General features: G+C 39.3%; 20 protein-coding genes. 16 read left to right on the forward strand and 4 right to left on the reverse strand.

The window, feature by feature from the left end:
• Window positions 1-83 precede the first annotated feature (83 nt).
• The 4 genes from nifJ to glmM all read left to right on the forward strand — a co-directional run bounded on the left by nifJ (window position 84) and on the right by glmM (window position 7,397).
• Window positions 84-3,776, forward strand: coding sequence for a pyruvate:ferredoxin (flavodoxin) oxidoreductase (nifJ, locus tag MKX69_RS05160; RefSeq protein ID WP_341009125.1), 3,693 nt, complete (start codon window positions 84-86; stop codon window positions 3,774-3,776).
• 188 nt (window positions 3,777-3,964) lie between these two features.
• Window positions 3,965-4,852: a diadenylate cyclase CdaA gene (cdaA, locus tag MKX69_RS05165; RefSeq protein ID WP_341009126.1), complete on the forward strand. Its 888-nt coding sequence runs from the start codon at window positions 3,965-3,967 to the stop codon at window positions 4,850-4,852.
• Window positions 4,849-6,018, forward strand: a complete 1,170-nt coding sequence (locus tag MKX69_RS05170; RefSeq protein ID WP_002287822.1) for a CdaR family protein — start codon at window positions 4,849-4,851, stop codon at window positions 6,016-6,018. Before cdaA ends, MKX69_RS05170 begins: the two co-directional genes overlap by 4 nt.
• A 23-nt stretch (window positions 6,019-6,041) precedes the next feature.
• Window positions 6,042-7,397: a phosphoglucosamine mutase gene (gene glmM / locus MKX69_RS05175; RefSeq protein WP_341009129.1), complete on the forward strand. Its 1,356-nt coding sequence runs from the start codon at window positions 6,042-6,044 to the stop codon at window positions 7,395-7,397.
• Window positions 7,398-7,468: 71 nt separating this feature from the next.
• On the opposite strand, the gene glmS is transcribed toward glmM, so the two are convergent.
• Window positions 7,469-9,274 (reverse strand): glutamine--fructose-6-phosphate transaminase (isomerizing), encoded by a 1,806-nt coding sequence (gene glmS, locus MKX69_RS05180; RefSeq protein ID WP_341009131.1) that lies wholly within the window; start codon window positions 9,272-9,274, stop codon window positions 7,469-7,471.
• Between the two features lie 409 nt (window positions 9,275-9,683).
• Here glmS and MKX69_RS05185 point away from each other — a divergent pair, with 409 nt between their 5' ends.
• The 4 genes from MKX69_RS05185 to MKX69_RS05200 all read left to right on the forward strand — a co-directional run bounded on the left by MKX69_RS05185 (window position 9,684) and on the right by MKX69_RS05200 (window position 12,763).
• Window positions 9,684-9,974: a hypothetical protein gene (locus MKX69_RS05185; protein ID WP_341009133.1), complete on the forward strand. Its 291-nt coding sequence runs from the start codon at window positions 9,684-9,686 to the stop codon at window positions 9,972-9,974.
• 12 nt (window positions 9,975-9,986) lie between these two features.
• Entirely contained in the window at window positions 9,987-11,012 is a 1,026-nt protein-coding gene (sppA, locus tag MKX69_RS05190; RefSeq protein WP_341009135.1) for a signal peptide peptidase SppA, read from the forward strand.
• Window positions 11,013-11,014: 2 nt separating this feature from the next.
• Window positions 11,015-11,674 carry an RDD family protein gene (locus tag MKX69_RS05195; RefSeq protein ID WP_002294427.1) on the forward strand — a complete coding sequence of 220 codons (660 nt, stop codon included), beginning with the start codon at window positions 11,015-11,017 and terminating at the stop codon, window positions 11,672-11,674.
• 156 nt (window positions 11,675-11,830) lie between these two features.
• Window positions 11,831-12,763, forward strand: a complete 933-nt coding sequence (locus MKX69_RS05200; RefSeq protein ID WP_341009138.1) for a hypothetical protein — start codon at window positions 11,831-11,833, stop codon at window positions 12,761-12,763.
• Window positions 12,764-12,783: 20 nt separating this feature from the next.
• On the opposite strand, the gene MKX69_RS05205 is transcribed toward MKX69_RS05200, so the two are convergent.
• Window positions 12,784-13,743, reverse strand: coding sequence for an IS30 family transposase (locus MKX69_RS05205; protein ID WP_000222573.1), 960 nt, complete (start codon window positions 13,741-13,743; stop codon window positions 12,784-12,786).
• Between the two features lie 238 nt (window positions 13,744-13,981).
• On the opposite strand from MKX69_RS05205, the gene tig reads away from it, so the two are divergent.
• From tig to yihA, 3 genes are all read left to right on the forward strand, one after another.
• Window positions 13,982-15,271, forward strand: coding sequence for a trigger factor (tig, locus tag MKX69_RS05210; RefSeq protein ID WP_341009140.1), 1,290 nt, complete (start codon window positions 13,982-13,984; stop codon window positions 15,269-15,271).
• Between the two features lie 246 nt (window positions 15,272-15,517).
• Window positions 15,518-16,768, forward strand: coding sequence for an ATP-dependent Clp protease ATP-binding subunit ClpX (gene clpX / locus MKX69_RS05215; protein WP_341009142.1), 1,251 nt, complete (start codon window positions 15,518-15,520; stop codon window positions 16,766-16,768).
• 82 nt (window positions 16,769-16,850) lie between these two features.
• The gene (yihA, locus tag MKX69_RS05220) at window positions 16,851-17,438 is read left to right on the forward strand and encodes a ribosome biogenesis GTP-binding protein YihA/YsxC (protein ID WP_002288491.1); all 588 of its coding nucleotides are present in this window, start codon (window positions 16,851-16,853) and stop codon (window positions 17,436-17,438) included.
• A gap of 73 nt (window positions 17,439-17,511) precedes the next feature.
• On the opposite strand, the gene MKX69_RS05225 is transcribed toward yihA, so the two are convergent.
• Complete coding sequence (locus tag MKX69_RS05225) at window positions 17,512-17,667, reverse strand: SPJ_0845 family protein (RefSeq protein WP_002288488.1); 156 nt, start codon at window positions 17,665-17,667, stop codon at window positions 17,512-17,514.
• Window positions 17,668-17,802: 135 nt separating this feature from the next.
• Between MKX69_RS05225 and MKX69_RS05230 the strand changes: the two genes are divergently transcribed.
• The 5 genes from MKX69_RS05230 (at window position 17,803) to MKX69_RS05250 (ending at window position 23,123) form a co-directional block, all read left to right on the forward strand.
• Window positions 17,803-19,131: a hypothetical protein gene (locus MKX69_RS05230; RefSeq protein WP_341009145.1), complete on the forward strand. Its 1,329-nt coding sequence runs from the start codon at window positions 17,803-17,805 to the stop codon at window positions 19,129-19,131.
• 10 nt (window positions 19,132-19,141) lie between these two features.
• Entirely contained in the window at window positions 19,142-19,351 is a 210-nt protein-coding gene (locus tag MKX69_RS05235) for a hypothetical protein (RefSeq protein WP_002294422.1), read from the forward strand.
• 159 nt (window positions 19,352-19,510) lie between these two features.
• Window positions 19,511-20,263, forward strand: coding sequence for a DeoR/GlpR family DNA-binding transcription regulator (locus MKX69_RS05240; RefSeq protein ID WP_002288485.1), 753 nt, complete (start codon window positions 19,511-19,513; stop codon window positions 20,261-20,263).
• Window positions 20,260-21,174 carry a 1-phosphofructokinase gene (gene pfkB / locus MKX69_RS05245; protein WP_002288484.1) on the forward strand — a complete coding sequence of 305 codons (915 nt, stop codon included), beginning with the start codon at window positions 20,260-20,262 and terminating at the stop codon, window positions 21,172-21,174. The genes MKX69_RS05240 and pfkB overlap by 4 nt, the downstream gene beginning before the upstream one ends.
• A 17-nt stretch (window positions 21,175-21,191) precedes the next feature.
• Window positions 21,192-23,123, forward strand: a complete 1,932-nt coding sequence (locus MKX69_RS05250) for a PTS fructose transporter subunit IIABC (protein ID WP_002331438.1) — start codon at window positions 21,192-21,194, stop codon at window positions 23,121-23,123.
• A gap of 110 nt (window positions 23,124-23,233) precedes the next feature.
• Here the strand turns inward: MKX69_RS05250 and MKX69_RS05255 are convergent, their stop codons facing one another.
• Entirely contained in the window at window positions 23,234-24,793 is a 1,560-nt protein-coding gene (locus tag MKX69_RS05255; RefSeq protein WP_341009148.1) for a ClC family H(+)/Cl(-) exchange transporter, read from the reverse strand.
• Window positions 24,794-24,911 lie beyond the last annotated feature (118 nt).

Raw genomic sequence — 24,911 nt, forward strand, 5'->3', positions numbered from 1 at the left:
TTATAAATAAAAGAAAAAAATGGCATGTTTTACGTTATAATGGAACAGATAATAAGAGAGAATATGAACAAGGATGATGAATCATGCGAAAAATGAAAACAATGGATGGCAATACGGCAGCCGCATATATTTCTTATGCATTTACCGAGATTGCTGCAATATATCCAATAACACCCAGTTCGACCATGGCCGAATTAGTAGATCAATGGTCAGCAGCAGGAAAAGAAAATGTATTCGGTCAACCAGTAAAAGTAGTAGAAATGCAATCCGAAGCAGGAGCAGCTGGTGTGGTCCATGGATCATTGAAAACTGGTGCACTGACAACTACATATACCGCTTCTCAAGGGCTGCTTTTGATGATACCGAATATGTACAAGATTGCTGGGGAACTACTGCCAAGTGTTTTCCACGTTGCTAGTCGGGCAGTGACGACAAATGCGTTGAATATTTTCGGAGATCACGGAGACGTGATGGCTGCAAGACAAACAGGATTTGCTATGTTAGCTGAAAGCAGTGTACAAGAAGTGATGGATTTAGCACCTGTTACCCATCTTGCTTCTATTGAAGGAGAAGTACCTTTTTTGAATTTCTTTGATGGATTCCGTACGAGTCACGAGATTCAAAAAATCGAAGTTTTGGAATATGAAGAATTAGCTCCTCTGATCAATCAGGAGAAATTAGCTTCATTTCGTAAACGAGGGATGAATCCCAATCATCCGACTGTTAGTGGTACGAACCAGAATCCAGACATCCATTTTCAACAACGGGAAACAATCAACCCCTATTATGATAAATTACCTGAAATCGTTCAAAAATATATGAAAGAGATCAACCGATTACGAGGAACTTCTTATGACTTGGTGACTTATTACGGAGCAGACGATGCGGAAGAAGTCATTGTTTCTATGGGATCAGTTGCACAGACGATTGAACAAACGATTGATTACTTGAATGCAAACGGACGGAAAACAGGTTTTTTGAATATCCATCTTTATCGTCCTTTTCCAGTGGAAACATTCGTGCAAAAGTTGCCTCATACAGTAAAAACAATTGCTGTTCTTGATCGAAGTAAAGAACCAGGGGCAGGTGGAGAACCTCTCTTATTAGACGTTCAAAGTGCGTTATATGATTCTGAACTTCGCCCGGCTGTTATTGGTGGTCGCTACGGATTGGGTTCTAAAGATGTGACTCCCGACCAAATCTCAGCAGTTTTTGATGAATTGAAAAAAGACCCAAGCATACGCAAAAAACGGTTTACCATAGGGATCGTGGATGATGTGACTTATCAATCTTTGGAACCAAAGGAAAGTCTGGATTTGACAGAACCGCAAACATTCCAGGCCAAGTTTTGGGGGTTTGGATCTGACGGAACAGTCGGAGCAAATAAATCAGCTATCAAGATTATTGGAGATCACACCGATAAATATGCGCAAGGCTATTTTTATTATGATTCGAAAAAATCTGGCGGTCTAACTGTCTCTCATCTTCGTTTTGGAGATACGCCGATACGTTCTGCGTATCTTGTCGAGCATGCGGACCTTGTTGCCTGTCACACACCAGCTTACCTGCATAGCTATGACTTGGTCAAAGGATTGAAGCCAGGTGGCATTTTTTTATTGAATACTCTTTGGAGCGACGAACAATTAGAAACGCATCTGCCCTTAAAATTAAAACGTTACTTGGCTGAAAATAACATTAGATTCTATATGATCAATGCCATGAGATTGGCCCAAGAAGTCGGTTTGGGACGCCGGATCAATACGGCAATGGAAACGGCTTTTTTTAAATTAGCTGACATCATTCCTTTTGATGAGGTGATTCCGCTGCTAAAAGAAGAAGCCCTGAAAAGCTATGGACATAAATCAATGGCTATCGTAGAAAAAAACATACAAGCAATCGATCGGACAACCGAACTGCTTCATCAAGTCGCGATCCCAGACCATTGGAGAACGTTGGAGATGCCTGAAAAAATCAATAAAAGGAACACTGGTTATGTACAAGAAATACTTGAACCAGTGAATGCACAGGAAGGAAATCGACTCTCTGTTGGTACACTTGTAGCAAATGGAATGACAACAGGAGAGATGCCTTTAGGAACGGCTTCTATGGAAAAGCGGGGCGTCGCTTTAGAAGTACCTGAGTGGATTAGTGATCGCTGTACGATGTGTAATGAATGTGCCTTTGTTTGTCCTCATGCTGCCATCCGTCCATTTTTAGCAGATGAAGAGGAAATGGAAGAAGCGCCAGAAGGATTTATCGTGAGAGAAATGCGAGGCGCAGACGGCGTAAAATACCGTATCCAAGTTTCAGTGGAAGACTGTACAGGTTGTGGTCTGTGTGTAGAGGCTTGTCCCGCAAAAGAAAAAGCTTTAGTGATGAAGCCTTATGAAGAACAGAAAGAACAAGCTGTGAATTGGGCTTTTGCAATGACATTAAGACAAAAAGCAAATCCAGTCAAAGGAAAGAATACTGTCTTGTCTACACAATTCAATCAACCGCTTCTTGAATTCTCGGGCGCTTGCTCAGGCTGTGGCGAAACACCTTATGTAAAATTATTGACACAAATGTTCGGTGATCGAATGATGATCGCGAATGCGACAGGCTGTTCTTCTATTTGGGGCGGTGCTTCTCCTGCTTCTCCTTATACGACAAATGAATGTGGTCAAGGGCCTGCATGGTCAAATTCTTTATTGGAAGATAATGCTGAATTTGGTTATGGTATGCTTCTAGCGGCACAGACTCGTCGCGAGGCTTTGGCAAGTTCAATCAAAGAAGTATTGCCAAAAGTATCAGAAGAACTACGAGAATTGATGGAAGACTGGTTGGTACACATGTTTGAGAGTGAAGGAACGCAGCAAAGAGCAGCAAAACTGCAAGCTGCTATCGAAAGCGAACGATCAATTGTCCCTGAACTGGGGGATATATACAAGAGAAAGGATCTATTCGTAAAAAACAGCCAATGGATGATTGGTGGAGACGGATGGGCTTACGACATTGGTTTTGGCGGGATCGATCATGTACTTGCCAGCGGAGCAGACGTGAATATTCTTGTTTTGGATAACGAAGTCTATTCCAATACTGGCGGTCAAACCTCAAAAGCAACACCAGCTTCGGCAATCGCTAAATTTTCGGCTAGTGGAAAGTATGCTTCAAAGAAAGATCTAGGAATGATGGCGATGACATATGGAAATGTTTATGTGGCGCAAATTGCTTCAGGTGCCAATCAAATGCAGACGATAAAGGCATTTGAAGAAGCAGAAAAGTATCCTGGACCTTCTTTAATCATTGCCTATACGCCTTGTATCACACATGGTTTGCTTGGTGGAATGAAAGAATCGCTTAAAGAAGCAAAAGAAGCTGTTTCTTCTGGCTATTGGTCATTATATCGATATAACCCTGCAATGGTCGAAAAAAACAAGAACCCAATGACTTTGGACTACAAAAAACCTGATTTTTCTACTATGCCTAATTTCATGAGGAAACAAGTTCGTTTTTCCTCGCTAGAAAATGCTAATCCAAGTCTTGCGAAAGCTTTATTTGAAAAGACTGTCAAAGATGCTAAAACTCGTTTTTACAACTATGCTGCACTGACGGGAGAATTAGAAAAAATCAAGAAACGACTTGAACCAGAGGAATCTATCGATGTACCCGTTAAGACTAGAAAAGAAAAAACGACGGACCTTGAAGCAGAAGAAAGAAGAGCTGCTAGAAGAGCTGCCAGAGCAGAACGACGTAAAAAAATGGAACAAGCTACAAAAGAAAAAAAGGAAAAATAACAGAAAAAATATAATGAATATTTCTCTGAAGTTTAAAAATATTTATTGCAGAGAAAAATAAAACGCATACTTGCAATTTTCTTGAAAATTATGCGTTTTTCTCAAGAAAAATACGAGCAGATCAGCCTCTAAAATTAAAACATATGATATACTAGAGAGGAAATCTCAAAAGAGAAGAGAGGCTTTTTATGTCATTTCAAATCGGGGAACTTTTTAATTTGGACTATTGGCAGCAAATGTTTTCCGGTGACTTGTTCTCTCTGAATTTTTTGGTGAACATACTTGATATTCTGGTTGTCTGGTATCTTGTATACAAACTGATCCAACTGCTGCGAGGCACAAAAGCGATTCAGCTTCTGAAAGGTGTAGCTATTTTTATTGTTATCCGAATCGTAGCGGAAATCAGTGGTCTGCACACCTTGTCTTGGCTGATGAACCAAGTCATTACGTACGGGGTGATAGCTGCTATCGTGATTTTTCAGCCGGAAATCCGGAGAGGACTGGAACATCTTGGACGCAGTTCGCTTTTCAAACAATCAAAAAGCGAACAGCAGGAAGATGAGAAGATGATCTTGTCTTTTGACAAAGCCATCCAATATATGTCCAAGCGAAAAATCGGTGCGCTAATTACTATCGAACGTCATACTGGATTAGATGAGTATATTGAGACAGGGATTGCTTTAGATGCAGATATCACTGGGGAGCTGCTGATCAATATCTTTATTCCTAATACACCGCTGCATGACGGTGCAGTTATTGTAAAAGAAGGAAAGATCGCAGTAGCAAGCGCCTATCTTCCTCTATCAGAAAGTATGTTGATCCCTAAAGAATTCGGGACTCGACACCGGGCAGCTGTCGGTATAAGCGAAGTCAGCGACGCGATTACCATCGTTGTCTCTGAAGAAACCGGGGACGTCAGCATCACGTTAGATAATGAACTGATGGCTGGCTTATCCCAGCAAGAATATTTGGCAATCTTGCGTAGAGAACTGATTGCTGAAGAGAAAACAAAAAACAAGAAAAACGTGATTCAATCTTTCCTAGACGGTATGACTAAGGGAGGGGATCGCAAATGATCTCAAAAGAGAAACGGACAAGCATTCTTTACAGTTTTATTGCATTGCTGTTCAGTATTGCGCTGTACTTCAATGCAAATGGCCAGTCCGTTCCAAATACGCTTTCTGGAAATGAAGCGTATAATCAAACAGTTACTGGGGTGCCGATCAAGATTTCTTATGATTCAAAGCGCTACTATATCCATGGATATGAAAATGCAGTGACTGTCAAACTTTCCAGTGCAAACCGAGTTCAGTTGAATGCAGAGGCAAACGAAGATACACGGATGTTCCGCGTCACAGCAGATATCACTAAGCTGGGCGAAGGAACACATGAGGTTCCGCTAAAAATTCAAAATTTGAGCAGTGCTGTCACAGCAAAGATCGAACCATCGACTATTACAGTAACGGTTGAGAAAAAGGTAATAAAAGATTTCGATGTGGAAACGTTGATTCCTTCAACGTTCACACCATCTGGATATGAACTTGATGATACTTCCGTTAGTCCTAAAAAAGTCTCTATCACTACAGGTGACAAAACATTGGCAGAAATCAAACGAGTAGTAGCTGATGTGGACGCTTCGATGGTCACAGATGATGGGATTAATAGTGAGGTCCCAATACAGGCGCTGAATGCAGCAGGGGAAGTATTAAGTATCGTCTCTGATCCAGTGCAAGTAACAGTGAGAGCTGATTCGATCAAGCCAAGCAAGTCGGTACGACTTTATGGGATACAGCAAGGAACACCAGCTGCCGGGGTAGAAAGCTATGATTTCAGTTTTTCAAAACTGGAAGCAGAAGTAAGCGGCTCTAGCGATTTGCTTGCATCGATCGGTGACAGTATTGCTGTACCGATCAATGTCTCAGGTATCAATCATCGAACAACTCGTAAAATTGAAATACCAGTAGAAGAGGGGTTAAGTATCAAGCCCGAATCAGTTAGTGTGGAGATTACACCCGTGTTGCAAACGTCAAGCAGTAGCTCTGCTTCGACGAGCAGTCGGACACAAGAAAATACAAGTACGAGTAGAAGTATTTCATCTGCTGATTCAGGAACGGAACCATCGACAACAACCATTTCTTCCAGTTCGGAATCTGGGACAAGCAGCTCGACCACAAGTACAGAAGAAACATCAGAAACAAGCGAATCAACACAAATGAGCAGAACAAATTCCTCAGAAAATTAAGTTAAAGGAGTAATTTTACAACTATGGGTAAATATTTTGGAACAGACGGCGTACGCGGTGAAGCCAACAAGGAACTTACGCCAGAACTTGCATTTAAGCTGGGACGGTGCGGAGGTTATGTCCTAAGCCAGCATGAAGAAGAAGGAAAACGCCCACGCGTGTTAGTAGGGCGGGATACAAGAATCTCAGGTCAAATGTTAGAAGAAGCGCTGATTTCAGGACTTTTATCGGTGGGTATCGAAGTGTTCCAGCTAGGTGTGATCTCTACACCAGGTGTTGCTTATCTGACACGTTTGCAAAAAGCAAGCGCAGGGGTCATGATTTCTGCTTCTCATAATCCAGCACAAGATAATGGAATCAAATTTTTCGGTGCAGATGGTTTTAAACTAGTAGATGACCAAGAGCTAGAAATTGAAGCATTATTAGATGCTGAAGTGGATGAATTGCCTCGTCCATCAGCTGAAGGATTGGGAACTGTAGAGGAATTTCCAGAAGGCTTATTGAAATATTCTCAATTCCTTGTACAAACGATCAACGGTGACCTTTCCGGTTTGACCATTTGTGTCGATGCAGCAAACGGAGCAACTTCAACAAGTGTTAATCGTTTGTTTGCCGATCTTGAAACAGATTTTTATACCATGGGCACAAATCCAGACGGGTTAAATATCAATGATGGCGTAGGCTCTACCCATCCAGAACGTTTAGCTGAGATGGTCGTTGAAAAAGGAGCAGATGCTGGACTAGCTTTCGATGGCGATGGCGATCGTATTATTGCGGTGGATGAACTTGGAAACATTGTCGACGGTGATAAAATCATGTTTATCTGTGCTAAATACTTGGCAGAAAAAAATCGATTGAAAAAAGATACGATCGTTACGACTGTCATGAGTAACTTAGGATTCCACAAAGCGGTGGAAGGAATCGGTTTGAACGATGTCGTTACACAAGTTGGTGATCGTTACGTTGTAGAAGAAATGCGCAAAAACGATTATAACTTTGGCGGCGAGCAGTCTGGGCACATGATTTTCTTAGATTTTAACACAACTGGTGATGGGATGCTTTCAGGAATTCAGTTACTGAATATCATGAAACAGACAGGTAAGAAATTATCAGAGCTTGCAGCAGAGGTAACAATCTATCCGCAAAAATTAGTGAATATCCGCGTAAGTGATAAAAACGGTGCGATGGATGTTCCGGCAATCAAAAAAGTGATTGAAGAGGCAGAAGCTGAAATGGGATCAGAAGGAAGAATCCTAGTTCGTCCTTCCGGTACAGAACCATTACTCCGAGTGATGGCAGAAGCGCCTACTGATGAGAAAGTTAATTACTATGTCGATAAAATCGCGGCAGTAGTCAAAGAAGAAATCGGACTGGATTAAGAGATATTTTCATAAAAAATAAAAGAACAAGGACCAGTGTCAGACATCTGACACTGGTCCTTGTTCTTTTATTATTCTACTGTCACTGATTTCGCTAAATTACGTGGTTTGTCAACGTCGAATCCCCGTAATAGCGTTGCGTAATATGCAAGTAATTGCGTCGGTACGACTGTGGTTAGAGTAGTTAGATAAGGGTGGACAGTTGGTAGCACCAGCTGGTCACTTTCCTTTTCTAATCCCTCTGAGACAATAACTAGTGTTTTAGCGCCACGGCTTTCGACTTCTTTCAGGTTTCCTCGAGTATGCGCACCAGTCACTTCTTCACTGATGATTCCGATCACTGGTGTTCCTTCTTCGATCAAAGCAATCGTTCCATGTTTCAATTCGCCAGCGGCAAAACCTTCTGCCTGGATATAACTGATTTCTTTCAATTTCAAAGCAGCTTCAAGAGAAACGTTGTAGTCAGCGCCACGTCCAATGTAAAAGGCATTTCTTGTATCGCTGAGATATACTTCTGCCAACTCTTCTAAATAATCTTTTTGGGCGATGACCGATTCCATCGCATTAGCAACTAAACTCAATTCATGAGTGATATCGAATACAAGAGAAGTTTCAAATTCTTTTTTATCACCGATAGCTTTGGCTAATAAAGTTAGTACAGCTATTTGTGCAGTATAAGCTTTCGTTGATGCTACTGCGATTTCGGGTCCAGCATGCAATAGCAGTGTAAAGGATGCTTCCCGCGAAAGAGTAGAACCAGCAACATTTGTAATCGTAAGTGAAGGGTAGCCGAGACGGTTGATTTTTACCAGAACTTGGCGGCTATCTGCTGTTTCGCCACTTTGACTCAAGAAAATAAAGAATGGTTTTTTTGAAAGAAGAGGTGTGTTATAGCCAAATTCACTGGCTAAATGAACCTCAACAGGGATCTGTGTCAATTTTTCCAAAGTCTGTTTACCTGCTAACCCCGCATGGTAACTAGTTCCGCAAGCAACGATATAGATTCGATCGCTATCAGACAATATATCGACCAGCTTTTGATCAAGAGAGACACGATTGTCTTCTGTTACGTATTTTTGAGCGATACGACGCATGATAATAGGCTGTTCGTCGATTTCTTTCAGCATATAAAAAGGATAGGTACCTTTCTCGATATCTGAAGCATCTACTTGTGCTTCGAATGAAGAACGTTCTACGATGTCACCTGCAAAATTTTGAATAATAACTTTTTCTGATGTGACGGTAACCATCTCTTTATCTTCAATCTCAACGAATTCCTTCGTATGAGCAAGCATAGCCATTGCATCGCTGGCAATCACATTGAATCCATCGCCGAGTCCGATTAATAGTGGACTTTTATTTTTAGCGACGTAAATAACATCAGGTGCTGTCCGATCAATCAAAGCGAAAGCGTAAGAACCTTTGATGACCCGCAAAGCTTTCAAAAACGCCTCTTGCGTTGTAGTATCCTTCGCGAAAGTTTCAATTAGATGGGCGATAATCTCAGTATCGGTCTCACCAATAAAGTGGTCATTTGCTAAATAAGCAATTTTAAGTTCTTCAAAGTTTTCGATTACGCCGTTGTGAACGAGCACGAAGCGTCCACTTTGGGAAGTATGTGGATGGGCGTTTTCTTCAGAAGGTTGCCCGTGAGTTGCCCAACGTGTATGACCAATACCTATATTTCCTGTAGTATCAATATTTATTTTGTTTTTCAAATTTTGAATTCTGCCTTGTGCTTTGACCAGATAATCAGTTGTGCCATCTGAGACAAAGATACCAGCTGAATCATAACCACGGTATTCTAATTTTTCTAGACCGTCAATCAATCCTGGTGTTACATTTTTTAATCCAATCATTCCAACAATTCCGCACATAAAAAACATCCTACTTTCTATAATGAATTCGTATGAATGCTTCCAGCTGCAGGAAAATCCTTTTGTTTTATCTTTGCAGATACTTTTTGTGGATTTTCTGTAGAGTGCAGTCCCTAGGGCCATCCGCCGAATCTTTCGATAAACCCTCTCCTCGTCATCTGTTTACACAGACCTGGCGCTATCCTAAAAGGTATAACTATCCTCCTTTTTGTTTTTTATCTGGAAACATTTAAAATCATAACCTTTTGCGAATGTTCTTGTCAACAAAAAAAAGAATAAAAAATAAATTGGTATATATCAAATGCTTTGTCAAATGCTCTTTTTATGTCAAAAAATAATGGGTTTTTATCTATCATCTTTTTCAGGAGTTCGGTACAATAGAAAGTAATCGGATAGAGGAGGAGTAAAAATGGATTCAAAAATTGAGATCATGACACTGGGAATGTTAAAAAAACAATTGTCCAAATTCGAAGCATCAGCTGGTGTATCAGATGATACGAAAATATTTTTAGATACTGGCTGGGATAGCATCCAAGAAATCGCACCTGATGCCTTGGAAGTTGCTCAAGCTCGTGAGTTTACGGTAGAAGATGAATTGACAAAAGAGTCGTTTTCCGGGTATGCGCGGGAAGAAAAAGCAGAGCGGTTCGACACTTCTGAGCAGTCAAAAACTGTGATCGTCATAAAAAACTTGTATTAGAAAGGAGAAAGAATGAATAAAAGACGTTGGGCAGCAGTTCTGATTGCTGCAGGATTATTTGTGGTTTCGTTAGTTTCAGCTAGTTTGACTAAGCCTCAGGAAAACGATCAAATTGAGGGATTGAACAGTTGGTTATATGGGGATGAAGAACTAGCTCCAAATGTGCTGGAAGAGGGAGACAGTACGCAAAAAATCGTAAAATTATCAGTAGATGGAACGATTGCTGCGGGAGGGTCTTCAGGTTTATTTGCTTCTGAAGGTTACAATCATAAAAATTTTATGGAACAACTGAAGGCGATTGAAGAAGATCCAACAGTCAAAGGTATCTTTTTAGAAGTAAATTCTCCTGGTGGCGGTGTCTACGAAAGTGCGGAAATCGCTAAGAAATTGGATACGATTCGTAAAGAACATGATATCCCAATGTATGTCAGCATGAAAAACATGGCAGCTAGCGGTGGCTACTATATTTCTGCTCAAGCAGATAAAATCTTTGCAACAGAAGAAACAGTGACCGGCTCAATTGGTGTGATCATGTCAGGATTGAATTATTCAGGACTTCTAGAAAAACTGGGTGTGGAAGATACAACAGTTAAAAGCGGAGCGTTGAAAGATATGGGTTCAGGAACGCGACCAGAGACAAAAGAAGAAGAAGCGGTGCTTCAAGCATATATCGACAGCGCATATAGTCGTTTTGTAGCAATCGTCAGCGAGGGACGGAATAAATCTGAAGAAGAAGTCAAAAAAATTGCTGATGGAAGGATTTATGATGGTGTCCAAGCAAAAGAAGTAGGTTTAGTCGATGAATTGGGATTTCCTGAAGATGCTTTAAAAGCTATGCGAAAGGAACATCAACTTGAAGATGCGGAACTAGTAGAATATTCTTCCACGCCATCTGGGTTTGCTAGTACATGGTTAGGAAGTAAACTAGCAGAATTCCAGGGATTGAAGCCTTCTGAGACTAGTCAGATCTTATCCGTTCTTGAGAATCTAGGGACAGCGGAATCACCAAAAGCAATGTATTATTACGGAGGTGAGTAAGCATGTCAGAGCTTTCAAATGAAAATAAGGAACAAGAAAAAGATAAGCAACAGCAGCCTGCTGTAGGACCTGACTCCAACTTTTCCCAAAAGGTACTGAGCTCTTTTGAAAGAGAGCCTTTGACGCCCGAAGAAATCAAAAAGAAACAACGTAAATGGAAAAAGTATACGGACACAAGAAATGAACCGCCGAAAGCAAATGATTTTCCTAAGTATTTCTATGCAGGTTTTTTTATCCGAATGTTTGCTTTCTTGGTCGATCTTTTGTGTATCGGAGCTATTACGCGTTTAACACTTGGTATTGCCAAAAATCTAGGTTGGCTTAATTTTTCAGATTCTTATCTGAGTCTCTACGGATTCACAGCTTTACTTATTTATCTAGCGTATTTTATTTTATTGACGAAATTCAATCATGGCCAAACGATTGGGAAAATGATCTTTGGTATTCGAGTCATCAGCTTTGATGAAGAAGAACTTAGCTGGTCAACCGTTTTAGTTAGAGAAGGTGCTTGCCGGTTCATTCTAAAATTTCCTTTGCTGATGTTAGGGTATCTTCCAGCAATCTTTAATCAGAAAAAGCAACATCTGGGCGATTTTTTCACTAATACAAGTGTTGTTACGATCAATCTGATCAAAGCATTCAACCAGGAAGTCAACAGCTGATGAGCAATAAAAAGCAGTAACAGTTGAAAGCACCTTCTAAAAGTCAGATCTAAAATCTAGCTTTTAGAGGGTGTTTCAGTTATTTTTAATTGTCATGCTTTTTTTGTTTTGCTACTATTGAACATGAGCTGAACATGAGCAAGAGGAGGACACTGCGTGAAGCCGATTGATTTTCCAGAAAAGTATGAGAATTTAATGCGAGTAGCACAACAAGCACTAGCAAACCAGCAATATCAGCAGGCAAAAGAATTATTTCAACGAGCTTACGAGTTGAAAGAAAGCTTTGAGGCTAATAGCCTGCTTGTTTTTTGTCTTTACGAGTTGGACGAGAAAAAAGAAGCATTGAAGCAAGCACTCTTGCATGAAAAACAGTATCTTCAAAATGAGGAGTTTGCTGAATTTTATTTTGACTTGTTAATCAGTACACAAGATTTTTTATATGCTAGAAAATTGATGGCAAGTACAGATTTTTATGAAGCTTTCGAGCAGCGGGTCATTGAAAAAATCCAATTTGCAGAAGAATTATCCGGACAAATGGAGAGGCAGAAGATCAAGGCACTCCACAATAAATCGGAGGAACTTCCTTCGTTGGAACCTGCACGTCAGCTTGCGTCTATTGATGAGATCGAACAGCTTCCTTATCATGAGTTTATCCAAACAGCGAGTAAACTTATTGTATCGCCAGAGGTCCATATTTTAGCAAGGGCAAAATTACTGGAGACACTTAGGCAATTGAACGAATGCCATTCTGTTTTCTATTTGACGATTGAAGAAAAGTTAGTCAAAGTCATACCAAAAGATCTACCAAAGCCGCAGCAGCAGGCAAGTTACCAGCGATTATGTGTGTTTTCAGATCGTTACGGTAATGAAGATGCGCTGCTTAGTTCCGTGTTAAAAGAAGAATTCACGTTGCAATCTGCAATTGTTTATCCTGTCTATGATACATACATCGAAGACCCGAAGCGCTGGTTTCAACTGACTGTAGAGGCGTGTACAGGAAAAACGATGTATGAAGGTACAGAAGATGAAAAACAAGATTTTTTAAAAAAAAGAGAAAAAATTTTGCAGCAAATGATCTTCTTCCATTAGATTTTATCAGTTCTTAATTGTCAAATTAAGTTAGACAAATCATCAATACTTACGTAACTCAAAAATACTTCCAAAGGTGTTCGATAATTCAGTGATTTTCTAGGAATATTATTTCGTTTCGATGCGACAGATTGAATAAAAGATTCATCTACTGAATTGAAATCCATAGATTTCAATAAACCATCTCTACGTAACAATCCGTTAGAATTCTCGTTTAGGCCTCTTTGAGACGGCGTTCCTGGATCAGCGAAATAAATGGCAATATCATTGGCATTACTGATCTGTTTCCAATTTGAAAATTCCTTTCCACAATCAAAAGTGATGGATTTGAATAGATTTTTCGGTACAGATTCAAACCAATGATTTAATTTGTTTTCAATATCAATCGCTTGTCTACCACACGGTTTCAATGTGATGATAACTTTTGATAATCGCTCAACTAAGGTAATTACAGCACTTTTATGTTTCAAACCTACGATAGTGTCACCTTCAAGGTGACCAAACTCATTTGAGAATTGGCTATAATCTTTTTCACGTTCATGAATAGAGCGACGGAAAGCTTGTTTTCCACGTCTTTCTTGATGTCCATTTGGTTTACGCTTGCCTTTCATCGGTAAGTCAGAAGGATTAAATAGCCCCTTTTTGAACATACGATAAATGGTACGAGCAGAACAACGAATAGGAAACGCTGCACGACCAACAATCACATCGGGTGTCCATCCTTGAACAACCTTTCTTTGAATATATTCTGATTGTTCCTCAGGTAAAACAAGCGGGCGTCTACCACAGTTTGATTTGTTTTTCTTATACTGTTGATAGTACTCTAAGGCTGATTTTCCTTGCTTGAAGAACAGGTATACTTTATGGATCGTTTGTCTTGAACGATTCAAGCAATGCGCAGTTTTCGCAACAGATTGATTTATTTTGAAATAAGACTCTATCATTACAAGTTCATCCGTTGTAAGATGGGTATAGGTCATTTGTACTCACTCCTTATAATTCTTTGGACGGAACTATTTTGAGTGTAGCACAAATGACTTTTTTAGTTGTCTAGCTTAATTTTACAATCGGCGAGTGAAAAAGATAAAAATGTTATGAAAAACAAGGATTCTATCCATTCAATATGTTTACAATTTGAAAGGGTTAGTGTACTATTTAAAGGTATGCATGAAACGTTTTTGATGTATAAAATGAATTTCTAAACTCGGAGGGAATTAAATGACTGCAACATTTGAAAAAAAAGGCACGAATGATGGTGTTTTAAAATTTACGATTGCGCAAGACGAAATCCAAAAAGGATTAACAACTGCGTTTAATAAAGTGAAAAAAAGCTTGAACGTACCTGGATTCCGTAAAGGGAAAGTTTCTCGTCAAGTATTCAACCGTATGTACGGTGAAGAAGCTTTATATGAAGATGCATTGAATGCTGTATTACCAGAAGCTTATGAAGCTGCTGTCAAAGAAGCTGGCATCGATCCTGTTTCTCAACCAAAAATCGATGTTGAAAGCATGGAAAAAGGTCAAGACTGGGTAATCACTGCTGAAGTAACAGTGAAACCAGAAGTAAAATTAGGACAATATAAAAATCTAGTTGTTGAAAAACAAGACCGTGAAGTAACAGATGCAGACGTGGATGCACGTATCAAACGTGAACAAGAAGCACAAGCTGAATTAGTTATCAAAGAAGATGCTGCAGCTGAAAATGGCGATACAGTAGTAATCGACTTCGAAGGCTTTGTAGATGGCGAAGCGTTTGATGGCGGAAAAGGCGAAAATTACTCACTTGAATTAGGTTCAGGCTCATTCATTCCAGGTTTTGAAGATCAATTATTTGGTCATAAATCAGGTGAAAGTCTAGATGTAAATGTAACTTTCCCAGAAGATTATCAAGCAGAAGATCTTGCTGGAAAAGAAGCAGTCTTCAAAGTGACAATCCATGAAGTAAAAGCAAAAGAAGTGCCTGAATTAGATGACGAATTCGCAAAAGATGTTGATGACGAAGTATCAACATTAGACGAATTGAAAGAAAAATATCGCAAAGAATTAGTAGAAACAAAAGAAAAAGCAGCGGACGATGCAAAAGATGAAGCAGCGATCCGTATGGCTGTTGAAAACGCAGAAATCGTTGAATTGCCACACGTGATGGTTCATGATGAAGTACATCGTTCAATGGACGAATTCTTGAACAACATGCAACGTCAAGGTATCTCTCCTGAAATGTACTATCAATTAACTGGTTCTACAGAAGAAGACTTGCATAAACAATTCGAAGGTGAAGCAGAAATGCGCACAAGAACAAATCTTGTGATCGAAGCAATTGCAGCTGCTGAAAATCTTCAAGCAACAGAAGAAGAAATCAATGCAGAAATCCAAGAATTATCAGAAACATACAACATGCCAATCGAACAAATCAAACGCGTGTTGACAGAAGATATGCTGGAACATGATGTGACAATGAAAAAAGCAATCGAATTGATCACAGGTACAGCGACAGAAGCGAAAGAATAGAAATCAAGTAATAAATCATTTCTGAAGAAGCTACTTCTAGAAAATTTTTTATTCGAAATAAGGAACTGTGACACGATTTTGTCACAGTTCCTTATTTTTTGTTAAGAGTAAAAAATGCAAAGGTATAGGTCAGTTGATCCTTTGTTAAACACTTTTTCTTTTTACTAAACTATGTTATGATAGTAAAAGACTGTAAAGTCTTTGATAGTTTCTTGTATACTTTTTGCAAGTTAAGGGGTGAAGACCATGTATGACAATCCAAGTAGCAATGAGACCGTACGCTGTTCTTTTTGCGGGAAAACCCAAGAAGAAGTGAAAAAGATCGTAGCTGGTCCAGGGGTCTACATCTGTAATGAATGTATCGACCTATGTAAAGAAATCATTGATGAAGAATTTTATGAAGAAGCTGTACGCGAATTCACTGAAGTCCCTAAACCACTAGAAATTCTTGAAGTATTGAATAACTACGTGATTGGACAAGATCGCGCAAAACGCTCGTTAGCTGTTGCCGTATACAATCACTATAAACGTGTCAATCAGCAAGCACAAGAAAACACAGATGATGTTGAACTGCAAAAAAGCAATATCTGCTTGATCGGACCTACAGGGTCTGGTAAAACATTTTTAGCACAAACATTAGCAAAAACATTGAATGTACCTTTTGCAATCGCAGATGCGACAAGTTTGACAGAAGCTGGTTATGTGGGGGAAGATGTAGAAAACATTTTGCTTAAATTGCTTCAATCTGCTGATTACAATGTGGAACGTGCAGAAAAAGGGATCATCTATATTGATGAGATCGATAAAATTGCGCGTAAAAGCGAAAATGTATCTATTACTCGTGACGTTTCCGGCGAAGGTGTCCAACAAGCCTTGCTGAAAATTCTAGAAGGAACTGTTGCAAGCGTGCCACCTCAGGGAGGACGTAAACATCCACATCAAGAATTTATTCAGATTGATACGACGAACATATTGTTCATCGTAGGTGGTGCATTTGATGGCATCGAAACGATTGTGAAGAATCGTATGGGCGAAAAGACGATTGGATTTGGTACACAAAACCAAAAACTTTCTGAAGACGAAAGTGTCATGCAGCATATCATTCCTGAAGATTTACTAAAATTCGGATTGATCCCTGAGTTTATCGGACGATTACCTGTTATGGCAGTTTTAGAGAAATTGACAACAGATGATCTGGTACGGATCTTGACTGAGCCGAAAAATGCGCTAGTCAAACAATATCAAAAACTTCTTTCTCTAGATAATACCGAACTTGAATTCGAACCTGAAGCGTTGAGAGCCATTGCGAAAAAAGCAATCGAACGCAATACCGGTGCTCGAGGACTTCGTTCCATCATTGAAGAAATCATGATGGATGTGATGTTTGATATCCCTTCAAATGAAAACATCGAAAAAGTGATTATCACAAAAGAAGCAGCTGAATTGTCTGGTGAGCCAACAGTAATCTATAAAGATTCAGAGAAAAAAGCGGGTTGATGAAAAGAGGCTGCCGTAAAAGTCATTTTGGCTTTTGCGACAGCCGCTTGCTTTATTCATCACCTTGTTAAGGAGAGAGACCATGAAAGTCCATCAAGCTGAAATTATCATAAGTGCAGTGGCACCAAAACAATATCCAGATACACAATTGCCAGAAATAGCTCTGGCAGGACGATCAAATGTAGGGAAATCTTCTTTTATCAACACATTGATTGATCGAAAGAATTTAGCCCGTACTTCCGGTAAGCCAGGAAAGACCCAGACATTGAATTTTTATTTGATCGAGAACGCATTACATTTTGTCGATGTTCCGGGATATGGGTATGCAAAAGTATCCAAAACTGAGCGAGCAAAATGGGGAAAGATGATCGAGACATATTTAACGACTAGAGACCAGCTACGTGCGGTCGTTTCTTTAGTAGATTTGCGTCATAAGCCTTCTCAAGAAGATATCCAGATGTATCAATTTTTGAAGTATTATGATATCCCTGTAATTGTTGTTGCCACTAAGGCAGATAAGATCCCTCGTGGTAAATGGAACAAGCATGAGAGCGAAATCAAAAAAGCGTTGGATTTTGATCGCAATGACACGTTTATTCTCTTTTCTTCCGTTACAAAACAGGGAAAAGAAGAAGCGTGGGCAGCAATCGAACAAGCAATTGAATCATAAAAAGAATAAAAAAGACTTACCAGTCAAACTCTTTCATAAAAGTTTGGCTGGTAAGTCTTTTTTTGAGCTTAACTTACTTTTGTTTCTTGTCTTTTTTCTTTTCATTTTGTGGCTGTGGTTTTAGAAATCGATCGATCTCTTCTTTTGGTGCAACTGTTTTTTCCGGATCGACAGCAAATGATTCGAAAAGTTTATCTAAATTATCTGTACGTTCAAATTTCAACCCCATTGTAAACACCTCTTTGTTTCTTTTTACTTAGTCTATCATGTAATCGTCCAAATTGGTTTCTAAGACATAAAGTTTTAGTTTTTCTTTATCATTGGTTATAATTAAATTATAAAAAGATTTGAAAGAGGTGAGAAAATGATTGGCGAAGATAAATTATTGATGACTATCCAGCTCACAGACTTAAATGAAGAAGAAAAAAAACAGGAAATAAGCGATTGGGCTATTTTGACACGTCTGTTGATCCAGCCAACATTTATCCGCTCTTTCAGACAACAAGCGGATCCGTATGATCTTCGAAAGCTTCAAGAAAAAATAATGCTAGCATCGGTAAGAGACGAAAGTTGGTTAGTTGTAGGAAATGACGAGAACGAATGTAGTTTTCGCTTGGAAGATAATAAATTGTTGATAAAAAATGTATTGTCTATCTCTGTTTTCAAAGAAAAGCAATTTTTGATTCGAGACTTCATTCAGAAAAAAATGATTGCTCATGGGGTGTTCGCCTATATGCGAGCTTATAGCGAGTTTATCTATCACAATACAAAACAGATCTCTCAACGGCTATTGTTTGAGAAAAAGGATGAAATCGAACATTTACCTAAAATGAAACAACAAAACGGGGAAGTAGTAGTCGATTGCAACCAATTTCCAGGATACGATCTTTTTTACCAAGGTTTATGTTTCACTTCGTGTTGGGAAATGTATTATAGTCGCTATTATCATCAAATCATCCCTAAACCGATTTTTCTCGACATCCAACAAGTAGAAAAAGTGAAGGAATTAGAAAACGAAGTCATATGTATCCAGCTTTATCGAGACCCCTTTAACTGGCAAAAGCCAAACAATCAAATGTTTCAATCCTATTTTAGGGACCAGCTTGGGTTTGATCATCTTGCTTGGGACAATGGTGTCGGTTTATTGAAACCGCCATTCGTTGAATACATTTACACTGACCATACGATCCAATCTGTCCAGTATCAGAATGCACAAATGCAACCTGTTCCTAAAAAGAATGCTTCATTTTTTGTAATAAAAAGTTATGATATTCAACAAGGAGATTATAAAGAAAGGCGTGTTCGCGGAACACTAAATGCTCAGGCGTATTTTCCTTGGGTTGACGAGAATCGCTCGCGCATGATGTGCTATAAAGTTATCGATCCGACTGTTGCTTTGGATAATGGAATCGAAGCTTATTGTTATTATATTAGGGAATATCTAGAAGTAGAGGTAACAGATGAAAAATATCAAGAGTATCTTTTATCCTTAAGAATCTATGTTCCTTCAGAATCCCTGTCAGAATTACCGTTAAAGGAAATCAAACATAGACTCTCTGATGTTACCTTCAAACGAATAAAGAAAAAGCGGCGAAGTATCCAATTCGATGTCAAGAAAGGTGAGCAGCATCTGCGTGTGCAATTTTTAGATTACCGAGAATTAGAACAATTGATTACTTTACAAAAAATATGAGGTGAAGAAAATGGATAAACAACTCTATTATCGAATAATGGTTCCGGCATCATTATTATCCGTCTGTCTCTTTTTTGTTCCTAATTTTCCTATTCGATCAGTCATCGGTTTTTTGGTCATGTTTGGCGGGATGGGACTTTATTATTATCTTCTTCATAAGGAAAGAAAACCTGCTTCTGTTTATATGAAAAAAACAAGAAGCGAAAATAAAAAACGATAAAACGGCTTGATGATAGATAAAAAAATAAAAAACCAGTCTTTTTGACTGGTTTTTTATTTTTTTTTTGACTGATTTATAATTTTTATGAACGTTTTTGACTGATTTATATTGCGAGTAGAAAAAAAATATGCTATTATTTGTATTGAGGTGATCGTGAAAATGCTTACAGAGGAACGCAGACAAAAAATCCTAGACTTGCTTGAACAGCAGAAAATCGTGAAATCACAAGATCTTGTAAACCTTTTGAATGCTTCTGAATCAACGATAAGACGTGATTTACAAGAGCTGGAGAATAGTGGGTTTCTAGAAAGAGTTCATGGCGGAGCTAAGAAAGAGCAATTATTGAATTTTGAGCAGAATATGAGTGAAAAATCACTCAAAAACGTTCACGAAAAACAGCAAATCGCCAAATCGGCAGCTGAAACCATTAATGACGAAGATGTCATTTATTTAGACGCTGGCTCTACTACGTTAGAAATGATTCCTTTTCTGCAAGGAAAACAGATCACAGTAGTGACAAATTCCGTTCAACATGCGGCAAATTTAGTTGATTTGGAGCTTGCTACCATTATTTTAGGTGGAACGATAAAGCTGGCAACTAATGCTGTTTTAGGATCTAATGCGATAGAACAACTAAAAAATTTTCATTTTAATAAAGCATTTATGGGAATGAACGGTGCCCATCTTGAACAAGGATTCACGACTCCGGATCCAGAAGAGGCAGCTGTTAAACGTTTAGCCATGAAAAATTCCGAAGAGACATTTGTATTGATTGATCATACCAAATTCAACCAGTTGTCCTTCACCTCTGTTGCACCTTTGGAAGCAGCCACGATTATAACCGAGCGTTGTCCATTAGAATTCGTTAATGAATTCCGTGAAAAGACAACAATTAAGGAGGCAATACAATGATTTACACAGTAACACTTAATCCATCAATTGATTATATCGTACGCGTAGATGGGTTAAAACTAGGCGATTTGAACCGAATGAAGGAAGACTTCAAGTTACCTGGAGGAAAAGGGATCAATGTTTCCCGTATTTTGAAACGGATCGATTCTCAATCTACAGCACTAGGGTTTTTAGGAGGGTTCACTGGCGAATTTATTTCGAAGTGGCTTGAAAAAGAACAAATCCAGTCTTTGTTCACAACCGTAAAAGAAGATACAAGAATCAATATCAAACTAAAATCAGATACTGAAACTGAAATTAACGGTTTGGGCCCATCTATTTCAGATGAAGAAATCGATGAGTTGAAGCAAGCATTAGGAACAGTAGGACAAGGAGATATCGTCGTATTGTCAGGAAGCGCGCCGGCTAGCCTGCGAAAAGGATTTTATCAAGAACTGATTGATATCATTCGAGAAAAAGGTGCAGATTTCGTGATTGATACAACAGGTGATGACCTAAAAAATGCACTTGTTAAGAAACCATTGTTGATCAAACCAAACAATCACGAATTAGCTGAGCTTTACAATACAACCTTCCAATCTGTAGAAGAAATCATTCCGTATGGTAAAAAATTGCTAGCTGAAGGGGCACAGAATGTGCTGATCTCAATGGCTGGAGACGGTGCTTTGCTCTTCACGGAACAAGGAACTTATAAAACGAATGTATTAGTTCGCCCATTGAAAAATTCAGTAGGTGCAGGGGATTCAATGATTGCCGGCTTTATTGGGGCTTACAGCCGTACGAAAGATCCAATCGAAGCCTTTAAATGGGGAGTTGCTTGCGGAAGCGCAACAGCTTTTTCTGATGACTTGGCAGCTCGCGAATTGATTGATGAGTTGCTACCAGAAGTTGAAATCACAAAAATTGATTAGTTTCAAGGAGGATAATCATGAATATCAAGGATTTAATGGTCAAAGAAGCGATGATCATGGATTTGCAAGCGACTGATAAAAAAGGCGCAATCGATGAAATGGTCCAAAAAATGTTTGATGCCGGCCGGATTTCCGATATCGACACATATAAAGAAGGAATTCTAGCCCGTGAAGCACAAACTTCTACAGGTCTTGGTGATGGAATCGCCATGCCTCACGCGAAAAATAGTGCAGTTAAAGAAGCAACAGTTTTATTCGCAAAAAGCCAAAAAGGAGTAGATTATGAAGCCTTAGATGGACAGCCAACTTATCTGTTTTTCATGATCGCAGCTCCAGAAGGCGCAAACGACACACATTTGCAAGCATTAGCAGCACTATCTCGATTGCTGATTGATGCAGATTTCGTAGGAAAATTAAAAGAAGCAAATACACCAGAAGAAGTCCAAGATTTGTTCCAAACAGCTGAAGAGCAAAAAGAAGCAGAAGAAAAAGCAGAACAAGAAACACAAGCTGCAGAAGCTTCTGCTCATCCAGAAAGAAAATTCGTTGTTGCCGTTACAGCTTGTCCAACAGGGATCGCTCACACTTACATGGCAGAAGATGCTTTGAAGAAAAAAGCGAAAGAAATGGGTGTGGAGATCAAAGTCGAAACGAACGGTTCAGAAGGAATCAAAAACCGATTGACTGCTGAAGACATCGCCCGTGCAGAAGGTGTAATCGTTGCAGCAGACAAAAAAGTAGAGATGAATCGCTTTGACGGAAAAGAACTGATCAATCGTCCTGTCAGTGATGGTATCCGTAAACCAGAAGAGTTGATCAATCTAGCCCTTAGTGGTACTGCACCAGTATTCCATGGTGATGGAAAAGAAAGCAGTTCAGAAGAAGGAAATGCGGATGGTACTATCGGACAAAGAATCTACAAAGATTTGATGAACGGCGTATCACACATGTTACCTTTCGTTATTGGTGGAGGAATCGCTATTGCACTTTCTTTCATGATCGACCAATTTATTGGCGTGCCACATGATCAATTATCAAATCTAGGGAATTACAATCAAGCTGCTAGCTGGTTCAACCAAATCGGACAAGCTGCATTTGGTTTCATGCTGCCGGTATTAGCAGGATTTATTGCTTCAAGTATCGGTGACCGCCCTGGTTTGATCGTTGGATTTGCTGCTGGTGCATTAGCTAATACAGGCGGTGCAGGATTCTTAGGTGCACTGATTGGTGGATTCTTAGCTGGTTATGTCATCGTATTTTTACGTAAATTATTCAAGAACTTACCAAAATCATTGGATGGAATCAAAACGATCCTCTTTTATCCAGTGTTTGGATTACTGATTACTGGTTTCTTGATGTTGCTGGTCAATGTTCCTATGAAAGCAATCAATGATGCATTGAACGGTTTCTTGACAAGTATGAGTGGTTCGAATGCTGCTTTACTTGGTGCATTATTAGCTGGAATGATGGCTGCAGACTTGGGCGGTCCAATCAACAAAGCCGCTTATGTGTTTGGTACAGCAACTTTAGCTACGACTGTTGCAACTGGCGGAAGTGTCGTGATGGCTTCTGTTATGGCTGGAGGAATGGTACCTCCATTGGCAATTTTCGTTGCTACACGTTTGTTTAAGAATAAATTCAGCAAAACAGATCAAGATGCTGGTTTGACGAACATCGTGATGGGACTATCGTTTGTCACGGAAGGATCGATTCCATTTGCAGCTGCTGACCCGATTCGTGCCATTCCAAGTTTTATTATTGGTTCTGCTTTAACTGGCGGATTAGTCGGAGCTTTCGGGATCAAATTACTGGCTCCTCACGGCGGGATTTTCGTTGTATTCTTACTGAGTCACCCGGTCATGTATTTGGTGTTTATTGCTATCGGAGCAGTCGTATCTGGTGTGATTTATGGGTTATTGAGAAAAGCTCCTGCAGCAGCAGAAGCATAGAAATAAAAAAGAAGAGGCTGGGTTTTCCCAGCCTCTTCTTTTTTTATAGAATCATATAGAATCAAGTAGTGTAGATGAATAGTTGTTGTAAAATAGTTTTTCCATGTTCGTTAAAATGATTGCTTCAAATTTGTGATAGAAGATTTAGCCTCGATTTCCTGCTTGATTCTTGGCAAGTTTGCTTCATCAGTCAAGATAACCAAAATATCTCCTACATTCATGATCGTATCACCGTGAGTCAAGATTTCCTGATTTCCTCTGCGTATAGAGATTAGCAGCATATTTTTAGGCCAATTGAAGTCTCGTACCATTAAACCGTCTAAAGAACTCTCTGCCGTTACTGGAAAATCAAAAGTTGTCCTTGCACCTTTTAGTGAGGCGGTCTGAGTATTTCCAAGTAGACGTTCCAATAATGATTCGTAAATTGGATTACCGCCGAGAAGGTCATTGACGATATAAGCAACAAGAGCAGCCAATCCTAAAGGCATCAGATGATTAAGAGAGCCAACCATTTCTGTCACTAAAATAATTGCTGTCAGCGGTGCTTTTCCAATCGCTGTGAAATAACCAGCCATGGCAATAACGACAAAATCCTTGATGTAGATTGGATCCATTCCGAAATCAACCATAATGTTTCCATAAAAGCTACCGATTAAAGCCCCCAATGTCAATATCGGAAGGAAAATCCCCCCTGGAAGACCACCACCGTAAGAAATCATGGAAAAAACGAATCGAAGAACAAACAAACCGATAATCATAATGATTGGCAAGGAAGCATGTCCAAAAGCTAAAACGATTTGATTGCCTCCGCCTATAGTATTAGGCCATAAATAACCAATTGGCAAAATCAGCAAGAAAGGAACGAACCCGTGAAAATAAGCTGGTAAAGGCAATCGGTTGTAAAATTTTGGCAAAGCCAGCAAGACCTTCTGATAAATAAAACCTAAGACGCCTAGAAGTACTCCTAAGATCACTAAGGAACCATAATATTTCAACGGCAAAGAAGGAAGGTCACCTAGATATAAAACAGGTCTCAAGCCGAAAAAGTAAAGAGAGACGAAGTTAGCAGTGATTGCTGAAGCAAATGATGTCAGCCAAACAAGTGGAGAAAAGGAGTGATGGATTTCTTCTAAAACAAAGAGTAATCCTGCGATAGGAGCATTGAATGCTGCTGCAAGTCCGCTACTTGCACCGCTAGAAATTAAAATCTTTTCTTCTGAAGATGGACTCCGAAACAATTGTCCAGCTCCTTGTCCAATGGATGCGCCAAGCTGTATAGAAGGTCCTTCTCTACCTAGAAAAAGGCCCGCACCAACTGAAAGTACACCGCCAATGAACTTTTTCCATAAAACAGAGAACCAGTTCATTGATAATTCCCCGCGAAGCTGTCCCTCTACTTGTGGAATCCCGCTTCCCTTGATATCCGGTTCATTTTTGACCAGATAACCCACGAAAAATGCTGCAAGGATGCAGCAAATAGCTAGGCCAATTAAGTAAATCGGCTGTTCCCAACTCATTTCATAGATACTTCGAACTAAATCGCTTAGCTTTTCGATAGATAATCGAAACAGGCTAACGACGATTCCTGTCAGCAGTCCAACAAATATTCCTTTTAGAATAAAATACATCTGAGTCTTATCTAATTTCTTGATTTTTCCTTTTTTTTCCATTCAAACGCCTCGCTTTCTTTTAATTTAGCGCGAAATCAACGAATTGACAAGGAAAAATCCATAAAAAGAAACAAATGATTTTGAACTAGCTAGTTTAATGAAAGCCAAGAAAATGCTA

Source organism: Enterococcus sp. FSL R5-0957 (assembly GCF_038008005.1).
GTDB classification, from domain to species: domain Bacteria; phylum Bacillota; class Bacilli; order Lactobacillales; family Enterococcaceae; genus Enterococcus_B; species Enterococcus_B faecium.

Bases quoted from the DNA above. Each gene is read 5' to 3' on its own strand.
- nifJ (WP_341009125.1), top strand. From the start codon at position 84: ATGCGAAAAATGAAAACAATGGATGGCAATACGGCAGCCGCATATATT.
- cdaA (WP_341009126.1), top strand. From the start codon at position 3,965: ATGTCATTTCAAATCGGGGAACTTTTTAATTTGGACTATTGGCAGCAA.
- MKX69_RS05170 (WP_002287822.1), top strand. From the start codon at position 4,849: ATGATCTCAAAAGAGAAACGGACAAGCATTCTTTACAGTTTTATTGCA.
- glmM (WP_341009129.1), top strand. From the start codon at position 6,042: ATGGGTAAATATTTTGGAACAGACGGCGTACGCGGTGAAGCCAACAAG.
- glmS (WP_341009131.1), bottom strand. From the start codon at position 9,274: ATGTGCGGAATTGTTGGAATGATTGGATTAAAAAATGTAACACCAGGA.
- MKX69_RS05185 (WP_341009133.1), top strand. From the start codon at position 9,684: ATGGATTCAAAAATTGAGATCATGACACTGGGAATGTTAAAAAAACAA.
- sppA (WP_341009135.1), top strand. From the start codon at position 9,987: ATGAATAAAAGACGTTGGGCAGCAGTTCTGATTGCTGCAGGATTATTT.
- MKX69_RS05195 (WP_002294427.1), top strand. From the start codon at position 11,015: ATGTCAGAGCTTTCAAATGAAAATAAGGAACAAGAAAAAGATAAGCAA.
- MKX69_RS05205 (WP_000222573.1), bottom strand. From the start codon at position 13,743: ATGACCTATACCCATCTTACAACGGATGAACTTGTAATGATAGAGTCT.
- tig (WP_341009140.1), top strand. From the start codon at position 13,982: ATGACTGCAACATTTGAAAAAAAAGGCACGAATGATGGTGTTTTAAAA.
- clpX (WP_341009142.1), top strand. From the start codon at position 15,518: ATGTATGACAATCCAAGTAGCAATGAGACCGTACGCTGTTCTTTTTGC.
- yihA (WP_002288491.1), top strand. From the start codon at position 16,851: ATGAAAGTCCATCAAGCTGAAATTATCATAAGTGCAGTGGCACCAAAA.
- MKX69_RS05225 (WP_002288488.1), bottom strand. From the start codon at position 17,667: ATGGGGTTGAAATTTGAACGTACAGATAATTTAGATAAACTTTTCGAA.
- MKX69_RS05230 (WP_341009145.1), top strand. From the start codon at position 17,803: ATGATTGGCGAAGATAAATTATTGATGACTATCCAGCTCACAGACTTA.
- MKX69_RS05235 (WP_002294422.1), top strand. From the start codon at position 19,142: ATGGATAAACAACTCTATTATCGAATAATGGTTCCGGCATCATTATTA.
- MKX69_RS05240 (WP_002288485.1), top strand. From the start codon at position 19,511: ATGCTTACAGAGGAACGCAGACAAAAAATCCTAGACTTGCTTGAACAG.
- pfkB (WP_002288484.1), top strand. From the start codon at position 20,260: ATGATTTACACAGTAACACTTAATCCATCAATTGATTATATCGTACGC.
- MKX69_RS05250 (WP_002331438.1), top strand. From the start codon at position 21,192: ATGAATATCAAGGATTTAATGGTCAAAGAAGCGATGATCATGGATTTG.
- MKX69_RS05255 (WP_341009148.1), bottom strand. From the start codon at position 24,793: ATGGAAAAAAAAGGAAAAATCAAGAAATTAGATAAGACTCAGATGTAT.